At 46.4% G+C, this 23,901-nt stretch carries 24 protein-coding genes and 3 tRNA genes; 19 read left to right on the top strand and 8 right to left on the bottom strand.

Going from position 1 to position 23,901, the window contains the following annotated elements; translation table 11 throughout:
* The first annotated feature begins 25 nt into the window (after nt 1-25).
* Together rpiA and ACTHSQ_RS04600 are read left to right on the top strand one after the other, a co-directional pair.
* The gene (gene rpiA / locus ACTHSQ_RS04605; protein ID WP_440371324.1) at nt 26-697 is read left to right on the top strand and encodes a ribose-5-phosphate isomerase RpiA; all 672 of its coding nucleotides are present in this window, start codon (nt 26-28) and stop codon (nt 695-697) included.
* Between the two features lie 73 nt (nt 698-770).
* A complete protein-coding gene (locus tag ACTHSQ_RS04600) occupies nt 771-1,508 on the top strand; it encodes a thermonuclease family protein (protein ID WP_440371323.1) in 738 nt (245 codons plus the stop codon).
* A 265-nt stretch (nt 1,509-1,773) separates the two neighbouring features.
* Here ACTHSQ_RS04600 and ACTHSQ_RS04595 read toward each other — a convergent pair.
* The 3 genes from ACTHSQ_RS04595 to ACTHSQ_RS04585 all read right to left on the bottom strand — a co-directional run bounded on the left by ACTHSQ_RS04595 (nt 1,774) and on the right by ACTHSQ_RS04585 (nt 2,139).
* Nucleotides 1,774-1,864: transfer RNA gene (locus ACTHSQ_RS04595), tRNA-Ser, on the bottom strand.
* Nucleotides 1,865-1,927: 63 nt separating this feature from the next.
* Nucleotides 1,928-2,014, bottom strand: a tRNA-Leu gene (locus tag ACTHSQ_RS04590).
* A gap of 38 nt (nt 2,015-2,052) precedes the next feature.
* A tRNA-Leu gene (locus ACTHSQ_RS04585) sits at nt 2,053-2,139 on the bottom strand.
* Nucleotides 2,140-2,218: 79 nt separating this feature from the next.
* On the opposite strand from ACTHSQ_RS04585, the gene rnr reads away from it, so the two are divergent.
* From rnr to recR, 4 genes are all read left to right on the top strand, one after another.
* The gene (rnr, locus tag ACTHSQ_RS04580; RefSeq protein WP_440371322.1) at nt 2,219-4,714 is read left to right on the top strand and encodes a ribonuclease R; all 2,496 of its coding nucleotides are present in this window, start codon (nt 2,219-2,221) and stop codon (nt 4,712-4,714) included.
* Nucleotides 4,715-4,795: 81 nt separating this feature from the next.
* Nucleotides 4,796-5,143, top strand: coding sequence for an ArsC family reductase (locus tag ACTHSQ_RS04575; RefSeq protein WP_440371321.1), 348 nt, complete (start codon nt 4,796-4,798; stop codon nt 5,141-5,143).
* Between the two features lie 145 nt (nt 5,144-5,288).
* On the top strand, nt 5,289-7,142 hold the full coding sequence (locus ACTHSQ_RS04570) for a SurA N-terminal domain-containing protein (RefSeq protein ID WP_440371320.1): 1,854 nt from the start codon (nt 5,289-5,291) through the stop codon (nt 7,140-7,142).
* An 83-nt stretch (nt 7,143-7,225) separates the two neighbouring features.
* Nucleotides 7,226-7,831, top strand: coding sequence for a recombination mediator RecR (gene recR / locus ACTHSQ_RS04565; protein WP_003679078.1), 606 nt, complete (start codon nt 7,226-7,228; stop codon nt 7,829-7,831).
* Between the two features lie 62 nt (nt 7,832-7,893).
* On the opposite strand, the gene ACTHSQ_RS04560 is transcribed toward recR, so the two are convergent.
* Nucleotides 7,894-8,181 carry a hypothetical protein gene (locus ACTHSQ_RS04560; protein ID WP_003683377.1) on the bottom strand — a complete coding sequence of 96 codons (288 nt, stop codon included), beginning with the start codon at nt 8,179-8,181 and terminating at the stop codon, nt 7,894-7,896.
* A gap of 214 nt (nt 8,182-8,395) precedes the next feature.
* Here ACTHSQ_RS04560 and ACTHSQ_RS04555 point away from each other — a divergent pair, with 214 nt between their 5' ends.
* The 4 genes from ACTHSQ_RS04555 to ACTHSQ_RS04540 all read left to right on the top strand — a co-directional run bounded on the left by ACTHSQ_RS04555 (nt 8,396) and on the right by ACTHSQ_RS04540 (nt 13,513).
* Entirely contained in the window at nt 8,396-9,646 is a 1,251-nt protein-coding gene (locus tag ACTHSQ_RS04555) for a lipoprotein-releasing ABC transporter permease subunit (protein ID WP_004519734.1), read from the top strand.
* Complete coding sequence (gene lolD, locus ACTHSQ_RS04550; RefSeq protein ID WP_003683651.1) at nt 9,639-10,322, top strand: lipoprotein-releasing ABC transporter ATP-binding protein LolD; 684 nt, start codon at nt 9,639-9,641, stop codon at nt 10,320-10,322. The genes ACTHSQ_RS04555 and lolD overlap by 8 nt, the downstream gene beginning before the upstream one ends.
* A 131-nt stretch (nt 10,323-10,453) precedes the next feature.
* Nucleotides 10,454-12,217 (top strand): exodeoxyribonuclease V subunit alpha, encoded by a 1,764-nt coding sequence (gene recD, locus ACTHSQ_RS04545; RefSeq protein WP_440371319.1) that lies wholly within the window; start codon nt 10,454-10,456, stop codon nt 12,215-12,217.
* A 96-nt stretch (nt 12,218-12,313) separates the two neighbouring features.
* Nucleotides 12,314-13,513: a hypothetical protein gene (locus tag ACTHSQ_RS04540; RefSeq protein WP_440371318.1), complete on the top strand. Its 1,200-nt coding sequence runs from the start codon at nt 12,314-12,316 to the stop codon at nt 13,511-13,513.
* Nucleotides 13,514-13,607: 94 nt separating this feature from the next.
* Here the strand turns inward: ACTHSQ_RS04540 and ACTHSQ_RS04535 are convergent, their stop codons facing one another.
* Entirely contained in the window at nt 13,608-14,009 is a 402-nt protein-coding gene (locus tag ACTHSQ_RS04535) for an RNA-binding S4 domain-containing protein (protein WP_003679090.1), read from the bottom strand.
* Nucleotides 14,010-14,213: 204 nt separating this feature from the next.
* On the opposite strand from ACTHSQ_RS04535, the gene ACTHSQ_RS04530 reads away from it, so the two are divergent.
* From ACTHSQ_RS04530 to ACTHSQ_RS04505, 6 genes are all read left to right on the top strand, one after another.
* Nucleotides 14,214-15,173 carry an acetyl-CoA carboxylase carboxyltransferase subunit alpha gene (locus ACTHSQ_RS04530; RefSeq protein WP_440371317.1) on the top strand — a complete coding sequence of 320 codons (960 nt, stop codon included), beginning with the start codon at nt 14,214-14,216 and terminating at the stop codon, nt 15,171-15,173.
* 88 nt (nt 15,174-15,261) lie between these two features.
* A complete protein-coding gene (gene tilS, locus ACTHSQ_RS04525; protein ID WP_250589875.1) occupies nt 15,262-16,587 on the top strand; it encodes a tRNA lysidine(34) synthetase TilS in 1,326 nt (441 codons plus the stop codon).
* A 219-nt stretch (nt 16,588-16,806) separates the two neighbouring features.
* Nucleotides 16,807-17,406, top strand: a complete 600-nt coding sequence (gene rpoE / locus ACTHSQ_RS04520; protein ID WP_440366413.1) for an RNA polymerase sigma factor RpoE — start codon at nt 16,807-16,809, stop codon at nt 17,404-17,406.
* Nucleotides 17,407-17,411: 5 nt separating this feature from the next.
* The gene (locus ACTHSQ_RS04515; RefSeq protein ID WP_440371316.1) at nt 17,412-17,960 is read left to right on the top strand and encodes a sigma-E factor negative regulatory protein; all 549 of its coding nucleotides are present in this window, start codon (nt 17,412-17,414) and stop codon (nt 17,958-17,960) included.
* 118 nt (nt 17,961-18,078) lie between these two features.
* Nucleotides 18,079-18,870 carry a TrmH family RNA methyltransferase gene (locus tag ACTHSQ_RS04510; RefSeq protein WP_440371315.1) on the top strand — a complete coding sequence of 264 codons (792 nt, stop codon included), beginning with the start codon at nt 18,079-18,081 and terminating at the stop codon, nt 18,868-18,870.
* A 34-nt stretch (nt 18,871-18,904) separates the two neighbouring features.
* Nucleotides 18,905-19,564 (top strand): YecA family protein, encoded by a 660-nt coding sequence (locus tag ACTHSQ_RS04505; RefSeq protein WP_049352331.1) that lies wholly within the window; start codon nt 18,905-18,907, stop codon nt 19,562-19,564.
* 61 nt (nt 19,565-19,625) lie between these two features.
* Here ACTHSQ_RS04505 and ACTHSQ_RS04500 read toward each other — a convergent pair whose 3' ends face one another.
* From ACTHSQ_RS04500 to ACTHSQ_RS04490, 3 genes are all read right to left on the bottom strand, one after another.
* Complete coding sequence (locus ACTHSQ_RS04500; protein ID WP_036472395.1) at nt 19,626-20,114, bottom strand: DUF456 domain-containing protein; 489 nt, start codon at nt 20,112-20,114, stop codon at nt 19,626-19,628.
* Nucleotides 20,115-20,273: 159 nt separating this feature from the next.
* The gene (ttcA, locus tag ACTHSQ_RS04495) at nt 20,274-21,233 is read right to left on the bottom strand and encodes a tRNA 2-thiocytidine(32) synthetase TtcA (RefSeq protein ID WP_003683461.1); all 960 of its coding nucleotides are present in this window, start codon (nt 21,231-21,233) and stop codon (nt 20,274-20,276) included.
* A gap of 128 nt (nt 21,234-21,361) precedes the next feature.
* Nucleotides 21,362-21,715: a RidA family protein gene (locus ACTHSQ_RS04490; protein WP_003683286.1), complete on the bottom strand. Its 354-nt coding sequence runs from the start codon at nt 21,713-21,715 to the stop codon at nt 21,362-21,364.
* A gap of 99 nt (nt 21,716-21,814) precedes the next feature.
* On the opposite strand from ACTHSQ_RS04490, the gene ybaK reads away from it, so the two are divergent.
* The 3 genes from ybaK to ACTHSQ_RS04475 are packed head-to-tail and all read left to right on the top strand — an operon-like array spanning nt 21,815 to nt 23,779.
* The gene (gene ybaK, locus ACTHSQ_RS04485) at nt 21,815-22,300 is read left to right on the top strand and encodes a Cys-tRNA(Pro) deacylase (protein WP_137040827.1); all 486 of its coding nucleotides are present in this window, start codon (nt 21,815-21,817) and stop codon (nt 22,298-22,300) included.
* Between the two features lie 15 nt (nt 22,301-22,315).
* Nucleotides 22,316-22,903 (top strand): DnaJ domain-containing protein, encoded by a 588-nt coding sequence (locus tag ACTHSQ_RS04480; protein ID WP_440371314.1) that lies wholly within the window; start codon nt 22,316-22,318, stop codon nt 22,901-22,903.
* A gap of 3 nt (nt 22,904-22,906) precedes the next feature.
* Nucleotides 22,907-23,779: an EamA/RhaT family transporter gene (locus tag ACTHSQ_RS04475; protein ID WP_440371313.1), complete on the top strand. Its 873-nt coding sequence runs from the start codon at nt 22,907-22,909 to the stop codon at nt 23,777-23,779.
* Nucleotides 23,780-23,901 lie beyond the last annotated feature (122 nt).

Genomic DNA, 23,901 nt, shown 5'->3' with positions numbered 1-23,901 from the left:
TTATTCAAACTGAAAGACTGACAACATGGCAACTCAAGACGAACTCAAACGTATTGCCGCCGAAAAAGCGGTGGAATTTGTTCCTGAAAACGAATACATCGGTATCGGTACCGGCTCTACCATCAACTTCTTTATCGAAGCTTTGGGTAAAAGCGGTAAGAAAATCAAGGGTGCCGTGTCTACTTCTAAAAAATCCAGCGAGCTTTTGGCGAAATACGAGATTCCAGAAGTTTCACTGAATGAAGTGATGGGTTTGGCGGTTTATGTTGATGGCGCTGACGAAGTCAACCACGCGCTGCAAATGATTAAAGGCGGCGGCGGTGCGCATTTGAATGAAAAAATCGTGGCCAGCGCATCCGATAAATTTGTTTGTATCGCCGATGAAAGCAAATATGTTTCCCGTTTGGGCAAATTTCCATTGCCGGTAGAAGTGGTTGAAAATGCCCGTTCGTTGGTGTCGCGCAAACTGCTTGCGATGGGCGGACAGCCTGAGTTGCGTGTCGGTTATACTACTTTCTATGGCAATCAAATCGTCGATGTTCATGGCCTCAATATTGACCAAGCCCTGAAAATGGAAGACGAAATCAATAAAATCACCGGCGTACTCGAAAACGGTATTTTTGCCCGTGATGCCGCCGATGTGTTGATTTTGGGTACAGCAGAAGGTGCAAAAGTCATTCTGCCTTGTCAGGATTAATGGAGATTAATCAATCTTAAAGGCCGTCTGAAAGTGCATCAGGTCTTTCAGACGGCCTTCAATTTGGCAAAATATGCAAATCAGTAAAATTATAAAATGGTTGCCCGTTGTTTTATCTGTTTTGGGCGCGCTTGGTTACAGCTCACGCGATACCGAGTTGATTCGTACAGGGGTAAGCGTTGCTGCAACATTGGCGCAAGGCGACAATATCGGTTTGGAAAAGGTCAATGAATGGCTGGGAGAAAATGTCGTCAAAGCCACATCTGACACCAAAGCCGAAGCTAAACCCAAACCGGAACAAAAACAAAAGTCATCGCGACAATCCTACACATACAACGGAAAAATCATCAAAATCCATGATGGCGATACCATACACATTATCGATAGCGACGGCAGGAAACACAAAATCCGCATGGCCTATATCGATGCGCCGGAAATCAACCAGGCTTATGGTACGCAATCACGAGACAATCTTATTGATGCAGCATTGAATAAAAAAGCCAAAGTCCGCGTGTTTGAAGCCGACCGCTACCAGCGCGAAGTTGCACAAGTATCAGTCGGCACGATTGACTTGAATTTGATGCAGATACGGGATGGCGCCGCATGGCATTATGAAAGTTATGCCAAAAAACAACAAAGTAAAACCGCTTACACTGACTATTCAGCCGCACAAAAACAAGCCAAGGAAAAACGTAAAGGCTTGTGGAAAAAAGACAATCCGCAAGCACCTTGGCAATTTCGTCGTCAAAACTACGAGCAGCAGAACGGCAATAAAAAGCAGTCTGATAAACAATGGTTTGGGATTTGGTAGGTTTTAAGAAAGAGGCAGTCTGAAAACTTTCAGACGGCCTTTAATCATTATGGTTTAGTATAAGATAAGAACGGGATCACGATTTTGGGCATTTTCCAATCCGTTTTTGTCTAATACCAAATAAAATACCACAAAAAAACAAAAAAGATTTAAACCTGTTTAAAAGCGTTTTTTCAATTTGAATAAGAAAAAGCCCTTTAAATACTTAATATTTAAAGGGCTTTTTCCATTTTTGAAAAGTTCATAAAACTTTTAAAAGTATCTATGGCAGAGAGGAAGGGATTCGAACCCTCGATACGCTATTCACGTATACACGCTTTCCAGGCGTGCGACTTAAACCACTCATCCACCTCTCTGTGGACTATTATCCTGACTTGTTATTCAGAATAATGTGAAAACTTGACTGATTGATTTATCAGTGGTGCCCAGGAGAAGACTCGAACTTCCACACCCGTGAGGATACTAGCACCTGAAGCTAGCGCGTCTACCAATTCCGCCACCTGGGCAATTTAAATTTTCTTAAGCAAAGAAGCACCAAAATATTTGGTGCCCAGGAGAAGACTCGAACTTCCACGCCCGTGAGGACACTAGCACCTGAAGCTAGCGCGTCTACCAATTCCGCCACCTGGGCTTTGCTTTATTCTTCAATTTAAGGTAGAGTTGACTACCTGAACTGCGAAGAAGCAGCTATTATATATTTTAAAAAAAGAATGTCAACTATCAAAATGAACAAAAATACTAAATCTTTAAATTTACGAGAAAAAGACCCGTATTTGGAGCGGGAGAAACAACGTTACGCTCATCCGTTGCCCAGCCGTGAATGGGTCATTGAATTATTGGAACAAAAAGGTGTGCCGACCAAAATCGAAGCTTTGGCACATGAATTGTCGATTACAGAAGATGAATATGAATTCTTCGAACGCCGTCTGAAAGCGATGGCGCGTGATGGTCAGGTGTTGATCAACCGACGTGGCGCGGTGTGTGCGGCAGAGAAATTGGCATTGGTTAAATGCCGTGTCGAAGCGCATAAAGACGGCTTTGGTTTTGCCGTGCCGCTAACGCCAACGGGCGAGGGCGATTTTGTTTTGTATGAGCGTCAGATGCGCGGTGTGATGCATGGGGATATTGTTACCGTTCGTCCTGCCGGTATTGACCGCAGAGGCCGTCGTGAAGGTACGGTTTTGGATGTGGTGGAGCGTGCGCAGTCTAAAGTGGTCGGCCGTTTTTATATGGATCGCGGCGTGGCCATTTTGGAAGCGGAAGACAAGCGTTTGAGCCAAAGTATCGTGCTGGAACCTGAAAGCGTGGCGCAATTTAAACCGCAATCCGGCCAAGTGATTGTGGCTGAAATTGAGACGTATCCTGAAGCGCATCGTCCTGCAGTAGCTAAGCTGATTGAAGTGTTGGGCGATTATGCCGACAGCGGTATGGAAATCGAAATCGCTGTACGCAAGCACCATTTGCCTCATCAATTCAGTGAAGCATGTGTCAAAGCCGCGAAGAAAATTCCCGATCATGTGCGTAAAACCGACTTGAAAGGGCGCGTGGACTTACGCGATTTGCCTCTGGTAACCATTGATGGCGAAACTGCACGGGACTTTGACGATGCGGTTTTTGCTGAAAAAGTCGGCCGCAATTACCGTTTGGTGGTGGCGATTGCCGATGTCAGCCATTATGTCCGTCCTGATGACGGAATCGATGTGGATGCTCAAGAACGCAGTACCAGCGTGTATTTCCCACGCCGTGTGATTCCGATGTTGCCGGAGAAGTTGTCCAACGGTATCTGCTCGCTCAATCCTGATGTTGAACGCCTGTGTATGGTGTGCGATATGGTGATTACCTATGCCGGTAATATCAAGGAATACCGTTTCTATCCGGCAGTAATGCGTTCGCATGCGCGACTGACTTACAATCAAGTTTGGGATTGGATTTCAGACGGCCAGGATCATCCGTTTAAGCAACAAATCGATACCCTGTATAATTTATTTAAAATCTTGCAGAAAAAACGTTTCGAGCGTGGCGCGGTTGAGTTTGAGAGCGTTGAGACTCAGATGATTTTCGACGACAACGGTAAAATCGACAAGATCGTTCCCGTTGTCCGCAATGATGCGCACAAATTGATTGAAGAATGTATGTTGGCGGCGAATGTTTGCGCGGCAGAATTTTTGCTGAAGAACAAACATACGGCTTTGTTCCGCAATCACTTGGGCCCGACTCCCGAAAAACTGGCCACTTTACGCGAGCAACTTGGTTTGCTGGGGCTGAGTTTGGGTGGCGGCGATAATCCGACGCCGAAAGACTATGCTGCGCTTGCCGAGCAATTTAAAAACCGTCCTGACGCGGAGTTGTTGCAAGTGATGATGTTGCGTTCTATGCAGCAGGCGGTTTATGAGCCGCATTGCGACGGCCACTTTGGTCTGGCTTATAGTGCATATGCACACTTTACTTCGCCTATCCGCCGTTATCCCGATTTGACGGTACATCGTGCCATTAAGGCTGTGTTGAACGGACAAACTTACCAGCCCAATAAAACCTGGGAGGCTTTGGGCGTGCATACCTCTTTCTGCGAACGCCGAGCCGATGATGCCAGCCGCGATGTGGAAAACTGGCTGAAAACTTATTATATGCGCGACAAAGTCGGCGAAGTCTTCAGTGGTAAGATTTCAGGCATGACCAGTTTCGGTATTTTTGTAACGTTGGACGATATTCATATCGACGGTTTGGTACATATCAGTGATTTGGGAGAAGATTATTTCAACTTCCGTCCTGAAATTATGGCGATTGAGGGCGAACGCAGCGGTGTCCGTTTCAACATGGGCGATACGGTCACTGTGAAAGTCGCGCGTGCCGATTTAGATACCAGCAAGATTGATTTGACCTTAGTCAGCGGCGGTTCAGTCGGTAAGAAACGTGGCAGTAGAAAAGCGAAACCTGTGAGCAAGCCGATAGCTGCTGACAAGTCTGTCGAAAAGCGTAAGCGTAAACTTTCGGTTAAAGAAATTGATGAAGCGTTGGCTGCTCCCATGAAGGCAAAGAAGAGCAAGGTGAAAAGTAAACCTGCCTCCAAGCCCACTAAGCCAAGCAAACCTAAAGCTGCAAGCAAGAAAAAAGCGCAGGCGAAAACAGCTTCCGTCAAAGCCGGAGGTAAAAATAATGCTCAAGGCAAAAGCGTGAAGATTAAAGTGAAGAAAGCTGCTAAGAAATAAGCTGCATTCAATTCAGGCCGTCTGAAAAGTTTCAGACGGCCTGAATTTGTGATTTTATGAATAACACCAAGGATAAATAAGATGATAAAACTATACGGTATTCCCAATTGCGATACGGTTAAAAAAGCGCGCAGTTGGTTGGTGGAAAATGGCATCGAGTTTGAGTTTGTAGATTTTAAGAAAAACGCCCCAACTGCCGAATTAATTAATGGCTGGTTGAAGCAGGTAGCTTTGGAAATTTTGCTCAATAAAAGAGGCACTACTTGGCGCAAGTTGGATAAAGATGCGCAAGAATCTGCCGCAACAAAAGAAGGGGCGATTGCTTTGATGATGGAAAATCCCAGCATCATCAAGCGGCCTGTATTGGTCAAAGAAGGACAGGTTCATGTCGGATTTTCAGTAGAAGCGTATCAGGAAATTTTCGGATAAGGCATTTTTAGGTTTTTAGGCCGTCTGAAAAAGCAAGCCTCGAAAAAATACGTTACAATACGCGCTTTGAGCCTGTTTTCAGGATTTTAAGATTTTTGCGGCAGCATTTTCCGGCTGCCGCGCCAAACTTTTCTTTCGGATAAATATGTTCCATATTGTTGAAAAATATAAAACACCCGCCCAGATTGTTTTAGGTATCATCGGTCTGACCTTTATCGGATTCGGTGCCAATAATTTGTCTTCGCCGGGTTCTGATTACATTGTCAAAGTCGGGGATGAGAAGGTCAGCGAGCATGCTTTACAGATTGCGATACAAAATGAGCAAGCTGCCGGCAATACTGCGCCTTCGCGTGATGCTATATTCCAATCTTTATTGCAAAGAGCTTACCTAAAGCAGGGCGCCAAGCTGATGGGCATTGCTGTGTCTCATGAACAAATCAAGCAAGTTATCGTGGATGATCCGAATTTCCATGATGCTTCCGGCAAATTCAGTCAGGATTTGCTCAAGAAGTATTTGGATCAGCGCAAAATGACCGAGGATCAGTTTGTTGAAGATATCCGCGAACAGTTCCAATTGCAAAATCTGTTGAATTTGGTGCAAAACGGTGCGTTGGTCAGCGATGCGCAAGCGCGTCAGTTGATTAACCTGACTCAAGCCACCCGTACCATCCGTTCATTTACATTCAGCCCTGAAGCATTTGCGGCACAAGTAAAAGTAGATGATGCGGCTTTGCAAAAGTATTATGAAGCGCATAAGAAAGATTATTTGATTCCTCAAGCCGTTAAGCTGGAATATGTGGCTTTGAACATCAAAGATTTGGCTGACAAGCAAACCGTCAGTGCGGAAGAAGTACAAAAAGCTTACGACAGTAAAAGCGTAGATTTGTCGCCAAGAGCCGAAATTGCGCATATTTTCATTCCTGTTATGCCTAACGGAGATGAAGCAAGCAATGCGGAAATTAAAGCCGAAGTAGATAAAATGGCTGCAGAGCTCAAAGCGCACCCAGATGCTTTTGCCGAGCTGGCGGCCAAGTACTCCAAAGATTTGTCCAGCAGCAACAAAGGCGGCAATTTGGGCTACCTGAGCAAAAGCGGCGGCAGCGGCTTTGGACCTGAATTCGATAAAGCGGCATTTGCATTGGGCAAAGGCGAAGTCAGTGATACCGTTAAGTCGTCTTTGGGTTATCACGTTATCAAAGTTTTGAATGTTGAAGCTGAGCCGACTTTGGAACAAGCCAAAGCACGTATCGAAGCAGCCTTGAAACTGAAAAAAGCAGCTTCTGCCTTCAATGCCGCTAAAGAAAAATTGGGTGAAGATACCTTCAATGATCCATCTTCTTTGGCAAAAGCAGCCGCCAATTCAGGCTTGAAAGTGGAAAACTTGGATGAATGGGTGACCAAAGCGGGCGCGAAAGAAGCCGGTTTGCCTGAAACGTTGATTAATGCAGCGTTTAGCGACGATGTACTGAAGAAAAAACACAATTCTGAAGTCATTGCCATCAACAATGAAACCGTTTGGGTCATTCGTGCGAAAGAAGTGCGCGAAGAGAAAATTGCACCATTTGCAGAAGTCAAAGATACTGTCCGTGCAGCATATCTGCGTTCTGAAGCCGCCAAACTGGCAGAGAAGAAAGCCCAAGAAACTTTGGCTGCGTTGAAAGCCGGTAAAGCTGCCGACGTTCAATGGTCGCCTGTTTCGCAATTGAGCGCGCAAGATGCACGCAGAACCATGTCTCCAGAAGCTTATGCGGCTTTGTTGAAAGCGCGTCCTGTCGGCGGTAAACCTGCGTACGCATTATTGGAAGGTATGCCTGCACCGGTGATTATGGAAGTTCAGAGCGTTTCTGCTCCTGAAAATGCCGATTCACAGATTCCGGCTGCCAAACAGGCTTTGGTTCAGCAGCTTTCTGCGAATGTGTTCGATAATTTACTCCAGTATTTGGGTAAGAAAATCGATCGTAAGCAAGGCGCACAGCAAGTTAATAATGCTGCCGAATAAGCAGAAATATTTGAGTAGGGCAGCCGGATGAATTCCGGCTGTTTTCTTATTTTTAGCTATCTTTTAAAAGGCCGTCTGAAATCATGAGTAAAAATCCTGATGCCTTTGTCCGCTTGATTAATGCATTAAAAATCCTGCCTAATGTCGGCCCGAAATCCGCACAACGCATGGCTTATCAGCTTTTACAGTACAAACGCGAAGAAGCTCAGGAGTTGGTGGATGCTTTGCAGTTTGCCTTGAGACAGGTGCAGCATTGTCGGATGTGTAATACATTTTGCGAAGGCGATTTGTGTGAAATTTGCGCGGACGAAAAACGCGAGAAAAGCCGTTTGATGATTGTTCATATGCCGGCAGATGTTTCCAGTATGGAGGCGGCCAATTGCCATGATGGCCTGTATTTTGTTTTGATGGGGCAAGTCAGTCCTGCGCAGGGTATGGATATTTCGGCAGTGGCATTAGATAAGCTGGTTGCCCGTTTGCAGGCGAGTGATATTGAGGAAATTATCATTGCAACCAACTTCACAGCCGAAGGCGATGCGACAGCGTATGTATTGGCGGAATTGTTTAAAAATCTTCCTTATAAAGTCAGCCGATTGGCGAGGGGAATCCCTTTGGGCGGCGAGATGGAATATGTGGATGCCGGTACTTTGGCTCAGGCTGTTTACGATAGAAGAAATATCCAATCTTAAATGCCAATACAAAAAGGCCGTCTGAAAGTCTTTCAGACGGCCTTTTCATTGATTAAATCAGATTATTTGCAGCTGACGCCTTGAATTTGAGGCGTATCGCCGTTGCCGACTTTAAATGCGCATTTGGTTGCGCTGCTGCCGGACACGGTAACAACACCGTTTCCGCTGTTGAGGCTGACAGGTTCTTTTACGCCCATGCCGACAGCAGTGGCTGCCAGTTTTTGAACATCGGCGTCGGAGTAAGCGGTATTGTTTGAACTGATTTTGATTTCTTTGGCGGCATATGCATTGAAGCTGAATGACAAACCTACAGCTACAGATACGAGGGCCAAGAATTTTTTGCTGTTCATTAGTGTATTTCCTTTTTGATGGTGACAAAGTGTGTCACAGCTTCAGAATAAGGGCGATTGGCCGATTGTGCAAGTTTTTCGGCGGAATTTACGGGAAGATACATGGTTTTACATACGCTTTATCCCTGAATGCTACATCAGTCGGGCAATCGGACGACCTGTCGGTTTTACGGTACAATAAGCCTTTTTTGACAAACGAATGAGGCATTTTTGAATGGCTTCTTTAGAAACTTGGATAGGCCTGCGCTATCTGCGTGCGAAAAAACGCAATGGCTTTATGTCATTTATTACCATGATTTCAATCGTAGGTATCGCCTTGGGCGTAACGGCTCTGATTGTGGTTTTATCCGTGATGAACGGATTTCAGAAAGAGATACGCGGTCAATTGTTGAACGTCGCACCTCATGCAGAAATCGGCTATTACGATGTCGGCAGTGCGCCGGGTTGGCAGAGTTTGCGCGAATTTGTAAAAGGCAAAAAGGAAGTATTGGCCAGCGCGCCTTATGTTTCCGATCAGGCTTTGCTTGCTAATGCCGGTGAAGTGCGCGGTGTGCAGATACGCGGTATTTTGCCGTCTGAAGAAAAAAATGTCGTTGATTATGGCAAGGATATGCCGGCCGGCAGTTTTGATGATTTGAAGCCGGGCGAATTTGATATTATTTTGGGTCAAGGGCTTGCTGAGGCATTGGGCACGGAGATTGGCGGCAAGGTTACAGTGATTACGCCAGAGGGTAACGTTACCCCTGCCGGCGTGGTACCGCGCTTGAAGCAGTTTAATGTGGTCGGTGTGGTAAAAACCGGTGTTTATGAAGTCGATAACACATTGGCCATGACGCATATTAAGGATGCGCAAGTCTTATATCGACTGGGAGAAAACGTCGGTGGGCTGCGTTTGCGATTGGCTGATCCTCAGAATGCGCCGTCTTTTATTGCCAAGTTGATTCCTGATGCTAAAAAAGATGAAGTATGGGTGCGCGACTGGACGTTTAACAACCGCAGCTATTTTGAAGCCGTTGAGTTGGAAAAACGCATGATGTTCATCATTTTGACACTGATTATCGCGGTTGCTGCGTTTAACCTCGTCTCTTCCTTGGTAATGGCGGTAACGGAAAAACAAGCCGATATTGCGATTTTGCGCACTTTGGGTTTGTCTCCGGGCGGCGTCATGAAGATTTTCTTGGTGCAGGGCGCATTTGCGGGGTTCTTCGGTACGCTTGTGGGCGTGGTATGCGGTGTATTGCTGGGTTGGAATGTCGGCAAGATTGTCGCGTTTTTTGAAGACCTGTTTGGCGTGCATTTGATTAACTCACAGGTTTATTTCATCGATTACCTGCCTAGTGATGTGAATTTGAAGGATGTTGCCGTTATTGCCTGCATTTCGCTTGGCTTGGCATTTATCGCCACACTGTATCCAAGCTGGCGTGCTGCAAAAACCCAACCCGCGGAGGCTTTGCGTTATGAGTAAGACAATTTTGAAATGTACCGGCGTTGGCAAAAGCTATAATGACGGCGCATTGAATGTACAAGTGTTGAATCATTTAGATTTTGAAGTTGCCGAAGCGGAAAGCGTGAGTATCATCGGTTCGTCAGGCAGCGGTAAATCCACATTGCTGCACCTTCTTGGCGGTTTGGATATGCCGTCTGAAGGCAAGGTAATACTGATGGATCAGGATTTGGGCGGTTTGAGCCAAAAACAGTTGGGCGAATTGCGCAACCGTTATTTGGGCTTTGTGTATCAGTTCCACCATCTATTGCCTGAGTTTTCTGCGTTGGAAAATGTCATGATGCCGCTTTTAATCGGCAAAATGCCCAAAGCGATGGCTGAGGAGAAGGCTGTCAAGATGCTGAAAAAGGTTGGCTTGGATAAGCGTATGCTGCACCGTCCGAGCGAACTTTCCGGCGGCGAGCGTCAGCGTGCGGCCATTGCCCGTGCTTTGGTTAATGAGCCGAAATGCTTATTGGCAGATGAGCCAACAGGGAACCTTGACCGTAAAAATGCGCAAAATGTGCTGGACATGATGCTAGATTTGAAACGAGAATTGAACACCAGCCTGATTGTGGTGACCCATGATGACGAGTTGGCTGAGCGTTTCGACCGGGTAATGACCATGAAAGACGGCAGCCTGCAAGTGCTGCAATAAGGTTATTATTTCAGGCAAATATTTTATGCTTTGAAAGGTATAATAGAGGCCGTCTGAAAATAGGTTTTCATTTATGGAAACGCTGTTTTTCAGACGGCCTTTCTTTTGTCCGTATCAATCAAGCCTAAACCATGAATCCGACCAACTCTATCCTTTCCTCTGCCGCAGATGCGGCCATAGCGTTTTTCCGCCGCCACGAAGTACAGGGCGCATCCGTTATTGAGCCTTATGTAGTTCGACTGTTTGCAGCCTTGCAAAACGGGCATTCGTTCATTTATTTAGATAAAGAGGATATCGATGCCTTAAGCAACTTGCCGAATTTGGTCGGCAATGCGGATAAACCGCTTATCCTGCAAGGCCGGAAATTGTTTTTGGGGCGGATGTGGCAGTTGGAGCATGATTTGGCTGTTGAAATCAAACGGCTGGCCAGTGCCAAGGCGGAAGAAGTGAATTTCATGGCAGCTTCAAAAAGCCTGAGCGACTGGTTTGACCCTAAAGACAGTAAAGAGCAACGGGATGCTGCGGCTTTGGCATTGCTGCAAAACTTTATGCTGATTACCGGTGGGCCGGGTACGGGTAAGACGACGACCGTAGCAAAGCTTTTGGGTCTGATTTGCAATAACAGTACGAAGCTGCCCCGTATCGCATTGGCGGCGCCGACGGGCAAAGCGGCTGCTCATATAGCACGGGCTTTGCAGCGTGCTTTGGATGGTTTTGATTTGTCTCCGAGCATTAAAGCGCATTTGGAAAATTTGGAAGGGCAGACTGTTCATCGATTGTTGAAACTGCGTCCACCGCAAATGCGCCCTGCGTTCAATCGTGAATATCCGCTCGCTTTGGATGTTTTGGTGGTGGATGAGGCTTCGATGTTGGATTTGCCGCTGGTGTTGGATTTGTTGCGTGCCGTGCCGAGCGGCTGTCGTTTGGTGTTGCTTGGCGATGAAAACCAGTTGCCGTCGGTTGGTTTGGGGGCTGTGTTGGAGGCATTGTCGCGTCCGACGGCTTTGGATAAAGAAACCGCTGAGAAGCTGGAAGTGTACCTGCACGATCATGGCTTTGAGATTAAAGAGCGGCCACAGGCTTTATCGCAAAACAATGCCAAATTGACGGTCAGCCACCGTTTTGGTGCAGACAGCGGTATCGGCTGTTTGGCAAGGGCGGTGGTGTCCGGGGAAAAACAAACTGCGGTCGAACAGTTTGACAAGTTCCCCAAAGAATTGGAAATGAAATCAGGCCGTCTGAAAGAGCAGGTCGCCTTGCTGTATCAAAAGCAACAGGATTATTGGCAGGCCGTGGCAGAGAATAATGTTGCACTCGCCTATGGTCATGCGGCCGATGTGGTGGTATTGGCGGCTTGGCGGCAGGATGCTGATGATTTGAATCAGGCTTATCAAGAATACTTGCAACGGCAAGGCAAGGTTTCGGGCGAAACGCCTTGGTTTGCCGGACAAATCATCATGATTACGCACAATGATTACATGCTGGAAGTGTTTAACGGCGACATCGGGCTGATTATGAAAGATGAAGAATCATTGAATGGTTTGTCTGCATATTTTCCTGAGAAAGATGGATTCAAAAAAATTGCCATCAGCCGTTTGCCCGATTTTGAATCGGCTTTTGCCATGACGGTGCACAAGAGCCAAGGTTCGGAATATCGGGAAGTATGGCTGTTGCCCCCGTCAGTGCCTGCAACGACGGAAAGCGAAGAGGAAGCCCGAGGTTTGGATAAGGCTCTGCTTTACACGGCCATTACCCGTGCGCGTGAACGTTTTGTGTTTTGGGGAAATGCGGAGGAATTGTGTCGGGCTGTGGGATGCCATCAAAAACGCAGGACGGCATTGGCCGATGCCTTGAAATGGCAGTTTGAACAGCCTGATGAGCAGGCTTCCGTTTGACCTGAATCAAGAGGCCGTCTGAAAGAGGATAAAGCGTTTAAATCTGCTTGATTGATTACACTAATTTACATACGATAAAAATAATTAGTAAATAAAATGAATAATTTATACGAAATTCATAATTTTGTACGCTTTATCGAATACTTCACTTTCAATACCTTCTTTTGGAGAGTCGGCATGAAATTTCAAACCAAACTGATTGCAACCTGTATTTTATTGGCTTCATCATCTTATTCTTTGGCAGAGAATGCTGATGGCGGACGTGATGCAACGGCTTTGGCCACCACCAACGATTACGTCAATTTCGGTAGTATCATTCGCAAAGATGACGATAAAATCAGCATTTTCAATGATTTGTTGACTGTAAATGGTGGCTTGCGCGTACGGGCAGACACCAAAGACATCAATGCCAACAACAGCAGCATCAATCCTACGCCTGAAGATACCAATGCCAACTTCAATGCGGAGTTTTGGTTACGCGCAAAACTGTATAAAGATTGGAAATTGGTGGCCCAAATCGAGCCGAATATCGATTTGGAAACCGGTAAATTCAACGGCGATCATGATGTTCCGGTGAATAAACTGTATGCCGAAGGCACTTTGTACAACAACATTAAAGCGCGTGTCGGTAAATTTGGTGCGTTCTCTTCATACGGCTGCGTATGGGATACCGAAGTAACCGGCGGTGAAATCTTCTTCGACAATAAAACCCTGCCTACCAAAATCTATGCGGGTCGCCGTACCGGCAATCTGAATGACAACGCATGGGGCATTGGCGGCCGTCGCAGACATTTTGCCGCAGTGCAAAGCATGTTGCCTGTGAATGAGAATATCAACGTCGGCGCAACCGTCAGTTACATGAAAGACATCGATGTACGCGGTGCGAAGAAAAATGCGGTCTTCGGAGAAATCGGTACGGACATCAAGTTTAATGATGATTGGCATTGGATGGCCGCAGTCAGCAAGTCCAATATCAAAGCCTATAATGATGCCGGACAAAAAATTAAAAATGATGGCGTGTTCACTGAAGTACGCTATAAATTGGCCGACTGGAGCGTCCGTAATTCTTATGACGTATTCTTGAACTACCGCCGTGTCGGTTCATTGTCCGGTGTCTCTTCTGTTGAGGATTACAGCAAAAACGTCCAAGGCGTGCAAATCGGTGCGACCTATATTCCTTGGAAAAACTGGAAATTCAAAGGTTTCTATTTGGCCGGCAAACAGGTTACGCCTACCGTCGGCACGGATAAGCAGGACGTAAACGTTATTCGTGGCCAGTTAGAATATAAATTTTAATCATCACAAATAAAAAACAGGCAGGATGTCCTGCCTGTTTTTGGTTTTCAGACGGCATGAATATAGGGCCGTCTGAAACAATGGATGAAACACTTTACCAGCTATCGCGCTTCATACGGTCAAGCTGGCGGCGGTCGCGTTTGGTTGGGCGTCCGTCCGGATAAGCGGCACTGATGCGGCTGGCTTGGTCGAGCTGTTTTTGAGCTTCGCGTTCGGCAGCCGTTTTCATGTCTTCTTCGTAGAGTAAACGCGCTTCCGGTGCCGGGCGGCGTTGATGATTGAGCGCGGCAACTTTGAATTTGTAGGGAAGGGAGTTCAAAGTCATGTCGATGGTGTCGCCGGCGGAAATGTTTTTGCTGTTTTTCACCTTCGAGCCGTTTACCAAAACCCTGCCCAGCTCAATGTGTTTTTGTGCCAGTGCGCGGGTCTTGAAAAAGCGCGCGGCCCACAGCCATTTGTCCAAGCGCATGGACGAATTGTCATGATCGTTTTTCATAGCCTGTTTGAAATGATTGAACTGAATTGAAGTTTATCATAAGATACGGCACTTCATGCGTTTAGTGCAGCCATACTATTTCTTTGTTAAAGGCCGTCTGAAAGATTTTTTATTGCAAAAGATGGCAGTTTCCCTTTGAGAAATGCTGTCAAATGCGTCTGATTAGCGTATCATGTCAGCAACCGTTACCGAGAGCTTTGTTTTATGAAACCCGTTTTTTTGGACTTCGAACAACCCATCGCCGAATTAACCAATAAAATTGACGAGTTGCGATTCGTACAAGACGAATCTGCCGTTGATATTTCTGACGAGATTGCCAGACTGAAAAAGAAAAGCAGTGAGTTGACCAAGTCAATTTTCAGCAAGCTGACTCCGGCTCAAATTTCACAAGTATCCCGCCATCCGCAACGTCCTTATACTTTGGACTACATCAACGGTATTTTTACCGATTTTGAAGAGTTGCACGGCGACCGCCATTATTCTGACGATCATGCCATTGTCGGCGGTTTGGCGCGTTTCAACGGCCAAAGCGTGATGGTCATCGGCCATCAGAAAGGCCGCGATACCAAAGAAAAAATCCGCCGCAATTTCGGTATGCCGCGTCCTGAGGGTTACCGTAAAGCACTGCGCTTGATGAAGACTGCCGAAAAATTCAATATTCCGGTCATGACCTTTGTCGATACTCCGGGCGCGTATCCGGGCATTGGTGCAGAAGAACGCGGCCAGTCTGAAGCCATCGGCCGTAATTTGTACGAACTGACCCGTCTGCATGTGCCGGTATTGTGTACTATCATTGGCGAAGGCGGTTCAGGTGGCGCGTTGGCAGTGGCTGTCGGCGACTACGTCAATATGCTGCAATATTCGACTTATTCGGTGATTTCTCCCGAAGGTTGCGCTTCTATTCTTTGGAAAACTGCTGAAAAAGCAGCAGATGCCGCGCAAGCATTGGGTATTACCGCCAAACGCCTGCAAGAGTTGGATCTCATTGATAAAGTAATTGATGAGCCTTTGGGCGGCGCACACCGTGATTTTGAAACCACGATGAAAAACGTCAAAACCGTTTTGGAACGGCAATTAAGCGAAGCGCAAAGCATGACCATGCCTGACTTGCTTTCTCGCCGTTTCGACCGCATCATGGCTTACGGTAAATTTACCGATAAATAAGTTTGACTGCTGAAAAAGCAAGCAGATGTCGCTGCTTGCTTTTTTTGTGTTCTATTTTTGAGTAATTCACAATTTCAGGCCGTCTGAAATGTCGCAACTATCCCCTGATTCCCTATTTAAAAGTTTTCACGCAGCTTTTCCTGATTTGCCGAGCCATACTGTTGTTGAAGTTGGTTTGAGTGGCGGATTGGATTCTGTCGTCCTGCTGCATCTTTTGCACCGGACGCGTGAATTTCACCATTTTGATTTGCGTGCCGTCCATGTTCATCATGGTTTAAGCACTAATGCCGACAGTTGGGCAAAATTTTGTCAGGATTATTGTCGGGGTTTGAATGTGACCTTGCGCGTGTGCCGTGTCAATGTGGAAAAACAAGGAAAAGGTTTGGAGGCTGCGGCCAGGGCTGCCCGATATCAGGCATTTTCAGACGGCCTGAAGAAAATTATTGTTTTGGCCCATCACCGCAATGATCAAATCGAAACATTTATGTTGTCGGCTGTGCGAGGGGGTGGATTACGCGGTATGGCGGCCATGCCGGTATGGCGTGATTTAAATGAAGAGATTCAAATTTGGCGGCCGCTTTTGGCATTTTCCCGTCAGGAACTGGCTGAGTATGCGCAACAATGGGGATTATCTTTTGTTGAAGACGAAAGTAATGAAGACTCCGGCTATTTACGCAATTGGATGAGAAATGAGGCTTTGCCGAAATGGCAGCAGCGTATCCCGAATTTTGAGCAGCAAATTTGTACCAATGTTCGATTATTGCAGGAAGATTTGCAGCTTTTAGATGAATTGATTGAGTCTGAATACCAGCGCATCAGTCCAAACGGAATATTCAGCATCAGTCTATGGCGGCAGTGTACCCCGCTTTTGCGTCGTCGGCTGCTTTGGTATTTTTTGCGAAAGCAAACGGAATCATTGCCTTCTTATCACAGCATTGCCGATTTTGCCCGAGTATTAGAAACCGCTGATCAAGCGCAGTTGAATTTGCCAGACGGGAAACTAGTCGTATATCGAGATAAGCTGTTTGTTTGTCAGGAAAGTGAGTTTCAAAAACTGCCTTGGTGTAATGGCAGGGAAGTTCGAGGCCGTCTGAAAGATATTTTGCTGGAAAACGGTTTCGTTTTATTACCCTTTAAGGGAGGTTTGTCAGAAGAGGAGTTGGAGAAGCAGGCGGTATTTCGAAATGTGGCCAAAGGTGATGTGATTCAGTCGGGGCAGAGGGAAAAATCAGTCGAAAAACTATTGCAAGAGTGTCATATTGTGCCATTTGTCCGTAAATATTGGCCGATTATCCTAAGTATGGGCAACAAGTGCCTTGCTGTTATTAATCTTCGGGTGGGAAGCGATGTTCAAATAGGGGAAGGCTATCTGCCTGTTCATGAAAAGTTAGCTAAATATATAGTAGAAAAGTAAAGAGACTAACTTTAAATTTAATAAGTATTAGTAATTTAACTACTTGTGCTAAGTGTAGATATAATATGCAATACAGCTTATATTAGAGTATCTATACGAATAAACTTTTGCGATTAAATGTAATCTTGTGGAACTTTTTCAAAGCGATGCTGTCTTTATTGTGCACAGCACGCTTTACTATTTTTTGGTTTAAAGCAGTAAAACGATTAAAGGTTGGGTATGAACGATCGCCAAATAGATCAAGTTTTGGTGGAGCGCGCGCAGAAAGGTGACCATAAGGCATTCGAGATGCTGATGTCCAAGTATCAGCGTCGGCTAAACAGACTGATTTCCCGTTTTATTCAGGATGAGCACGAAGTATACGATGTAACCCAAGAGGCAATGATTAGGGCTTATCGTGCGCTGGTTAATTTTCGCGGTGAGAGTGCATTTTATACATGGCTGTACCGTATCGGTATCAATACGGCAAAGAATTTTCTGACCACTTCGGGTCGCCAGTTTTTTGTCAGTTCGGAAGCAGCCAATGAGGAGGGAGATGTTCTCGATTTAACCGATCAGATTGCAGATTACCATACGCCGGAAGCTGAAATGATGAATCGGGAAATCTTGCAGACCGTCGAAGCAAGCATTGCGCAACTGCCAGACGATATGCGTCAAGCCATTACACTTAGGGAAATGGATGGCTTGTCTTACGAAGAAATAGCTCGGGTAGTGGATTGTCCGATAGGTACTGTACGTTCGCGTATTTTCAGAGCGCGTGAACTGATTGCAAAAGATTTGCGGCCGCTGTTGGATACTTCTGAAGATCAAAGGTGGTAATAAAAATGAATGACAAAACAAATAAAGCATTGGAGTATGTGTCTGCATTGATGGACGGTGAAGCATTGACTGATGAGATGCTGGATGCCGTATTGGCAGACGAGGAGGCCTTGCGCGCTTGGCATGAGTACCACATTATCGGCGACTGTATCCGTCAGAGTGCAGCAGCGAGTATGGCCGGTGAAACCATGCAAAGCAAAGCATTTACAGTGCCTCAAACCGAGGCTGAAGGCAAACAGGAAAAATATGCTCAGCATGAAGCGGCCAATAGCGGCTTCTTCAAATTCTTCGCGGCTGCTGCCAGCGTGTGTGCGATTGCTGTTGCAGTATGGCAATTTACACCGCAAACTTCTCGTGACGCTATGCCGGTTGCAGAGAAGTCTAATGTTCAGCCAGCCCAAAATATTATTCCGGTAAGCGGTACGCCTAGTGATAAAGCAGCTTCCGAGCCTGGCGAAACTGTTGTGCCAAATGCGGCAAAAGACGGCAAACTTGAAAACCGTCCGACTGTCCGTACCGAGCAGCAAAATGAGCAGCAGACAGTTGTGCAGTAAAAAATGAAATCATGTAAAACCCTTGCTTCATTGTAAGGGTTTTTTATTTTCTAAGTAAAACCATCAGGCCGTCTGAAAGCATAGCTTCAAGGAAGTTAAAACAGTTATAATGCGCTCCATGAAACTGATTACCTCTGCTCAAAACGAACAGCTCAAACATTTATTCCGTCTGCTGACGCAGGCCAAAGCAAGGCGTGAAAGCGGTGAAACCGTATTGGAAGGCGTACATCTGCTGCAAACTTATTTGCAAAGCGGCGGTACGCCCAAACAGGTTTACTTGCCTGAAAAGAAAAAGCAACATCTTGAAATTCAAGAAATTACGGCGCAGTTGGACGAGGGATTGATTACTTGGGTCGGTAACGAAGCACTGTCTAAAATCACCAGTCTGACCGATGCCGATGATGTGATGACTTGGATTGATATTCCGCAGCAGGCAGGTTTGCCTTCAGACGGCGATTGCGTAGTATTGGAGCGGGTACAAGACCCCGGCAATGCAGGCACGATTTTGCGCAGCGCGGCGGCAGCCGGAATCAGGCAAATCGTGTGCGGCAATGATTCCGTGGATATCTGGTCGCCCAAAGTGTTGCGAGCGGGGATGGGTGCGCATTTTCTGCTGTCTATTTTCAATCGAGTGGAATTATCCGCTTGGATGGAAACGTATCAGCATCAAATTTGGGCAACTGCCTTGGGCGGTCGCAATATCGGTTTGTATGAGATGGACCTCAGTCAATCTTGTGCTTGGGTGTTTGGCAACGAAGGCAGCGGCGTGAGCGAAACGACAAAAGAAAAGGCCGATGCCTGTGTCAAAATTCCTATGTTGGGGCAAACCGAATCCTTGAATGTCGCGATGGCGGCGACGGTTTGTCTGTTTGAACAAATGCGGCAGCGTATCCATACCCAGGCCGTCTGAAAACAATAATACGATTTTATTTTAAGGAACAAAAATGCAAATACTGACTTTTGATGAAGCGGCACGCAGCCGCTTGATGGAATTGCTGGATGATAAATCTGAAGCCCATAACACCATGCGTTGTGATGAGGTTCAAGGTTTTATGATGGCTCTATTGAGCGGTCCGGATGCTTTGAATCCGACCAACTGGCTGCCAGAGATTTTGGGTGAGGAATCTTTGTTTGATGCCAAAGAGCGCACCGAAATCGAACGTTTGGTCATGGCAATGGCCGCCGATATGCGCATGAAGCTCAACGAAAAAATCCTGCCTGATCTGTGGTTTTATGAAGATGAAGCCGGTAATCCGGATTTCTACACTTGGTGTAATGCCTACCTTTACGCACTGGATATTGTGCCTACCGATTGGTTTGAAGCAGTCGAACAGGAAGAATTTGAAGATTTGTTCTATCCGATTATGGCTTTGGGTGGTATCTATGATGATGAGGAAAACGGCGAAGTCATCTTGCATCTGAATGAAAAAGAGCTGACCCAGCTGGAATCTGATTTGCCACATGTCCTGCTGGATATTTACTGGTACTGGCAGGCCATCATCAATAAGCCGCAAACCGTACGCCGTGAAGGCGAAAAAGTGGGGCGTAACGATCCTTGCCCGTGTGGCAGCGGTAAAAAGTACAAAGCTTGCTGCGGCAAATAACCAATGAAATAAAAAGGCCGTCTGAATACTTGAAATTCAGACGGCCTTTAATATTTTTTATTTAGAAGAATGAGGCTAACCAAACAAACAGGATGGTCAGTGCGATGGTCAATGCGCAGCCGATTTTGGCTACGGTACCGATGATGAAGCCGATAAACGTACCGATACCGACTTTGCCTGCCTGCCAAGTGTCTTTGCGTGCAATAAATTCGCCGATGGCCGCGCCGGTCAGCGGGCCGAGCAACAAGCCGGGAATAGAGAAGAATGCGCCGACGATGCCGCCGATAAATGCACCCCAAACCGCGGTTTTACTTGCGCCGGTATATTTTGCACCCAATGCACCCGCCACATAATCCATTGCAGTACCGAATACGGCAACAATGGCCAAAAAGGTCAACGTACCCGAGCCAAACACTTGATAATCGCCGGCATAACCCAACAGCCATGCGCCGCCAAACATCAAACCCAGTCCGGGCAAGGCAGGGTAAATAGTGCCTAAAATGCCGACAACAATGGCGATTAAACCGAGGATAATCAGAATGGTGGTCATGGTTTTCCTTTTGATGGAGGGGTGGATAACGGCGGTATTATGAGGGCGTTTTGCCGGATTGCGATAAAGGTTTATGCAAGAAAATGAAAATATGCCTAAATATTCAGACGGCCTTTCAGTCAATAGCTACCGAAAGGCCGTCTGAATGTCTAAACGCAGTTACATACCGCAGGTTTTGGGTTTGTTTGCCAAAATATTGATGACTTTGCGTTCGGTTTTTTGCGGTTCGATTTTAATTTCGCTTTCGTCTTCTTCGCTGCCGTCGGAGAAACGTTCCGGCATTTTTTCGCTGTCAAACGCCAAGTCGCCGCCGTGTTTCAGGCTTTGACCGCGTTCCAAGCCGACAAAGTCGAAAAGTTCGGTATCGGCCAAATGCGATGGAACGACGTTTTGTAGAGCGGAGAACATAGACTCGATACGGCCGGGGAAGCGTTTGTCCCAGTCGCGCAACATATCGCCGATGACTTGGCGTTGCAGGTTGGGCTGAGAGCCGCAGAGGTTGCATGGGATAATTGGGAATTGCTTCAGCTCGGCGTATTTAATCAAGTCCTTCTCTTTGACATACGCGAGAGGACGGATGACGATGTGTTCGCCGTTGTCGCTTACCAGTTTGGGCGGCATGGCTTTGAGTTTGCCGCCGTAAAACATATTCAGGAACATGGTGGCGAGGATGTCGTCGCGGTGGTGTCCCAAGGCGATTTTGGTGCAGCCCAATTCTTTTGCAGTACGGTAGAGGATGCCGCGGCGTAAACGGCTGCACAGCGAGCAAGTTGTTTTGCCTTCTTCCAATACGCGCTTGACGGTGGAATAAGTGTCTTCTTCAACGATTTTGTAGGGAACGCCGATGCTTTCGAGATAGGTCGGCAATACTTCTTCAGGGAAGCCCGGCTGTTTTTGGTCGAGATTGACGGCGACCAGTTCAAAATCAATCGGCGCGCTGGCTTGAAGTTGGCGCAGAATGTCTAAAAGGGCGTAGCTGTCTTTGCCGCCTGAGAGGCAGACCATGATTTTGTCGCCCGGCTCGATCATATTGAAATCGTTAATGGCATCGCCGACGGCGTGGCGCAGGCGTTTGCTGAGTTTGTTGTTTTCTAATTCTTGCTTGGTTTTTTTGGACATGGCTGTTTGTGCTTTGAAATAATAGAAAAATTTAAGGGCGGTATTGTACCGCAAAAGAATAAAGGCCGTCTGAAAAACTGCGAGTGCTTGATTGAAGCGGCGTTTTCAGACGGCCTGATATTTGTGCTTTATTTGATTTGAAGGGCGGTAATTTTGATTTCAACCTTCCAGTCGGGCGAAGCCAGTTTCGCCTCCACGCAGGCGCGGGCCGGAGCGCGTTCAGGAGCTGTCCATGCATCCCAGGCTTCGTTCATAGCGGCGTAATCGTTCATATCGGGCAGATAGATGGTGGCTTCTAAAATATGGGCTTTGTCGGATTGGCATTGTGCGAGCCATGAATCGATTTGCGCCAAAACATTTTCAGTTTGCGCTTTGGCATCGGCTTCAGGATTTTCGGGAACCATGCCGGAGAGGAAAACCAAGCCGTTGGCTACGACGGCTTCCGAATAGCGTTTACTTGCACCAAGATAGCGGATGTCCATGTTGTCTCCTGATTTCAAAAAGAAGGTATGGTAACATTGCGACTGTTTACGTTCCACATTTAAGAGGGGCCGTCTGAAAAGGATGGCGGAAAACAACCCATGAGTAAAGCAGAATATCCGGTTACACAGGCAGTACGCTTTTTACGCAGTAATAAAATCGATTTTGTCCCTTATGTTTACGCGTATGAAGAACACGGCGGTACGGCGCGTTTTGCCGAATGTGCGGGCAAGCCCGAGCATCAAGTCATCAAAACGATTGTCTTGCAGGATGAGCATAAAAAAGGCTTGGTTGTTTTAATGCACGGCGACAAACATATTTCCACCCGCAATCTGGCGCGTGAACTGGGCTTGAAACACATCGAGCCGGCAACGGCGGATCAGGCGGCGAAATGGACAGGATATTTGGTCGGCGGTACGTCGCCATTCGGTATGAAAACCGCGTTGCCGGTTTATGTGGAAGAAAGTATTTGGACTTTAGACGAGATTTTTATCAATGGCGGCAAACGTGGGTTTATTGTGGGCATGAAGCCTGAAAACCTGCGGACGCTCAATCCGCAAAATGTTCATGTTGCAGTCAATTCATAAAGGATAGGAATACAGATGGAACAATTAAATTTATACGAAATCTTGGGTGTCTCTCAGGATGCTGATATCAACGTTATTCGCGAGGCTTACGGCAAATTGGTGGCTAATCCGGATATTCAGAAAGATGCGGAGCGGTTTAAAGCCATCGGACAGGCGTTTGAAGTATTGTCTCATCCGGAAAAACGTCTGGCTTATGATGCGGCTATGCAGTACGAGCGTCAGGAAAACAATACCGACAACTTCACTAATATGGCGACAAATGTGGTCAATACGCCCAACTCTGACGTGAAAAACTATGTTTTTATTGCTTATGTTACATACGCTGTGGGCTTATTAATTTTGTTTACCCCTGTTGTCGGTGTGATTATGGCGTATGTTAAACGCGATGAGGCTCAAGGTAGTATTTACGCCAGCCATATCGATTATTTGATTAAGACATTTTGGGTGTCTTTGGTGGGTACGGTTTTGGGAACTTTTACTACACTGATCTTAATTGGTTGGTTGATTCTGTTGGTAACTGCCATTTGGTTTATTTACCGTGTAGTCATCGGACTGATTAAACTGAATGAAGATAAGCCCGTCTCCACTCAAGGATGGTTTTAAAGCATGGCATATTTATTGGCAAGTATCGTTTGCAGCGTGTTGGTTTCCGTATTGTTGAAAGTGGCGCGCAAGCAAAAAATCAATATCGAGCAGGCGGTGGCGGTGAACTATATCGTTGCCATCACTTTGACCATGCTGGTGTTAAAGCCTGATTTGAGCAATCCGCAGGTATTTTTGCCGACTTGGTGGCTTTTTGCGGCCTTGGGCATTTTGCTGCCAAGCGTGTTTGTCATTATGGGCAAATCCGTAGATGCAGCAGGTATCGTCAAGTCGGATGCAGCGCAACGCCTATCGCTGTTTTTACCCATTGTTGCTTCGTTTACGTTGTTTCATGAGCAACTGACCGAAGGCCGTCTGATTGGTTTGGTATTGGCATTTACGGCACTGTTTTTCTTACTTTGGAAAAGCGATGGCGGCAAGAAATCCGGCGGCTTTAGCACGCAAGTGATGCTGCTTTTAGGCGTTTGGTGCGGCTATGGTGTCATTGATATTTTGTTCAAACAAGTGGCGAAAAGCAGTACCGCGTTTGCCGGTAATTTGCTGGTAGCGTTTTGTTTGGCCGGTATCTTGATGTTTGGCTACCTGTTTGCCAAAGGAAGCAAATGGACCAAAGAGGGCATAGTGGGCGGTATGATTTTGGGTTGCCTGAACTTTTTGAATATTGTTACCTACATTTCTGCACACCAAATCATGAAAGATAATCCGACCTTGGTATTTGCCGGTATGAATATTGGCGTGATTGTTTTGGGTACGCTGATTGGTGCAGCAATATTTAAGGAAAAAATCAGCAGCATTAATGCAGCCGGTATCAGCGTTGCTATTTGCTCGATAGCCTGCCTGTTTTACTGGCCGCAGATTCGCAGCTTGGTAGGCTAAAAATACTTATGCCGTCTGAAAATTTTCAGACGGCCTTATTTTTATTATAAAATAGCCATTCATGCGCCGATTTGGCCGTATGGAAATTATTTTACGCTTACGGGCGTTTCTATGTTAAACAA

Source organism: Neisseria sp. P0009.S008 (genome assembly GCF_051958615.1).
GTDB classification, from domain to species: domain Bacteria; phylum Pseudomonadota; class Gammaproteobacteria; order Burkholderiales; family Neisseriaceae; genus Neisseria; species Neisseria subflava.
The sequence above is the reverse complement of the archived record's forward strand: the minus strand, read 5'-3'. Positions and strand labels throughout refer to the sequence as shown.

Coding starts and splice junctions, on each gene's coding strand:
- rpiA (WP_440371324.1), top strand. CDS start 26: ATGGCAACTCAAGACGAACTCAAACGTATTGCCGCCGAAAAAGCGGTG.
- ACTHSQ_RS04600 (WP_440371323.1), top strand. CDS start 771: ATGCAAATCAGTAAAATTATAAAATGGTTGCCCGTTGTTTTATCTGTT.
- rnr (WP_440371322.1), top strand. CDS start 2,219: ATGTCAACTATCAAAATGAACAAAAATACTAAATCTTTAAATTTACGA.
- ACTHSQ_RS04575 (WP_440371321.1), top strand. CDS start 4,796: ATGATAAAACTATACGGTATTCCCAATTGCGATACGGTTAAAAAAGCG.
- ACTHSQ_RS04570 (WP_440371320.1), top strand. CDS start 5,289: ATGTTCCATATTGTTGAAAAATATAAAACACCCGCCCAGATTGTTTTA.
- recR (WP_003679078.1), top strand. CDS start 7,226: ATGAGTAAAAATCCTGATGCCTTTGTCCGCTTGATTAATGCATTAAAA.
- ACTHSQ_RS04560 (WP_003683377.1), bottom strand. CDS start 8,181: ATGAACAGCAAAAAATTCTTGGCCCTCGTATCTGTAGCTGTAGGTTTG.
- ACTHSQ_RS04555 (WP_004519734.1), top strand. CDS start 8,396: ATGGCTTCTTTAGAAACTTGGATAGGCCTGCGCTATCTGCGTGCGAAA.
- lolD (WP_003683651.1), top strand. CDS start 9,639: ATGAGTAAGACAATTTTGAAATGTACCGGCGTTGGCAAAAGCTATAAT.
- recD (WP_440371319.1), top strand. CDS start 10,454: ATGAATCCGACCAACTCTATCCTTTCCTCTGCCGCAGATGCGGCCATA.
- ACTHSQ_RS04540 (WP_440371318.1), top strand. CDS start 12,314: ATGAATAATTTATACGAAATTCATAATTTTGTACGCTTTATCGAATAC.
- ACTHSQ_RS04535 (WP_003679090.1), bottom strand. CDS start 14,009: ATGAAAAACGATCATGACAATTCGTCCATGCGCTTGGACAAATGGCTG.
- ACTHSQ_RS04530 (WP_440371317.1), top strand. CDS start 14,214: ATGAAACCCGTTTTTTTGGACTTCGAACAACCCATCGCCGAATTAACC.
- tilS (WP_250589875.1), top strand. CDS start 15,262: ATGTCGCAACTATCCCCTGATTCCCTATTTAAAAGTTTTCACGCAGCT.
- rpoE (WP_440366413.1), top strand. CDS start 16,807: ATGAACGATCGCCAAATAGATCAAGTTTTGGTGGAGCGCGCGCAGAAA.
- ACTHSQ_RS04515 (WP_440371316.1), top strand. CDS start 17,412: ATGAATGACAAAACAAATAAAGCATTGGAGTATGTGTCTGCATTGATG.
- ACTHSQ_RS04510 (WP_440371315.1), top strand. CDS start 18,079: ATGAAACTGATTACCTCTGCTCAAAACGAACAGCTCAAACATTTATTC.
- ACTHSQ_RS04505 (WP_049352331.1), top strand. CDS start 18,905: ATGCAAATACTGACTTTTGATGAAGCGGCACGCAGCCGCTTGATGGAA.
- ACTHSQ_RS04500 (WP_036472395.1), bottom strand. CDS start 20,114: ATGACCACCATTCTGATTATCCTCGGTTTAATCGCCATTGTTGTCGGC.
- ttcA (WP_003683461.1), bottom strand. CDS start 21,233: ATGTCCAAAAAAACCAAGCAAGAATTAGAAAACAACAAACTCAGCAAA.
- ACTHSQ_RS04490 (WP_003683286.1), bottom strand. CDS start 21,715: ATGGACATCCGCTATCTTGGTGCAAGTAAACGCTATTCGGAAGCCGTC.
- ybaK (WP_137040827.1), top strand. CDS start 21,815: ATGAGTAAAGCAGAATATCCGGTTACACAGGCAGTACGCTTTTTACGC.
- ACTHSQ_RS04480 (WP_440371314.1), top strand. CDS start 22,316: ATGGAACAATTAAATTTATACGAAATCTTGGGTGTCTCTCAGGATGCT.
- ACTHSQ_RS04475 (WP_440371313.1), top strand. CDS start 22,907: ATGGCATATTTATTGGCAAGTATCGTTTGCAGCGTGTTGGTTTCCGTA.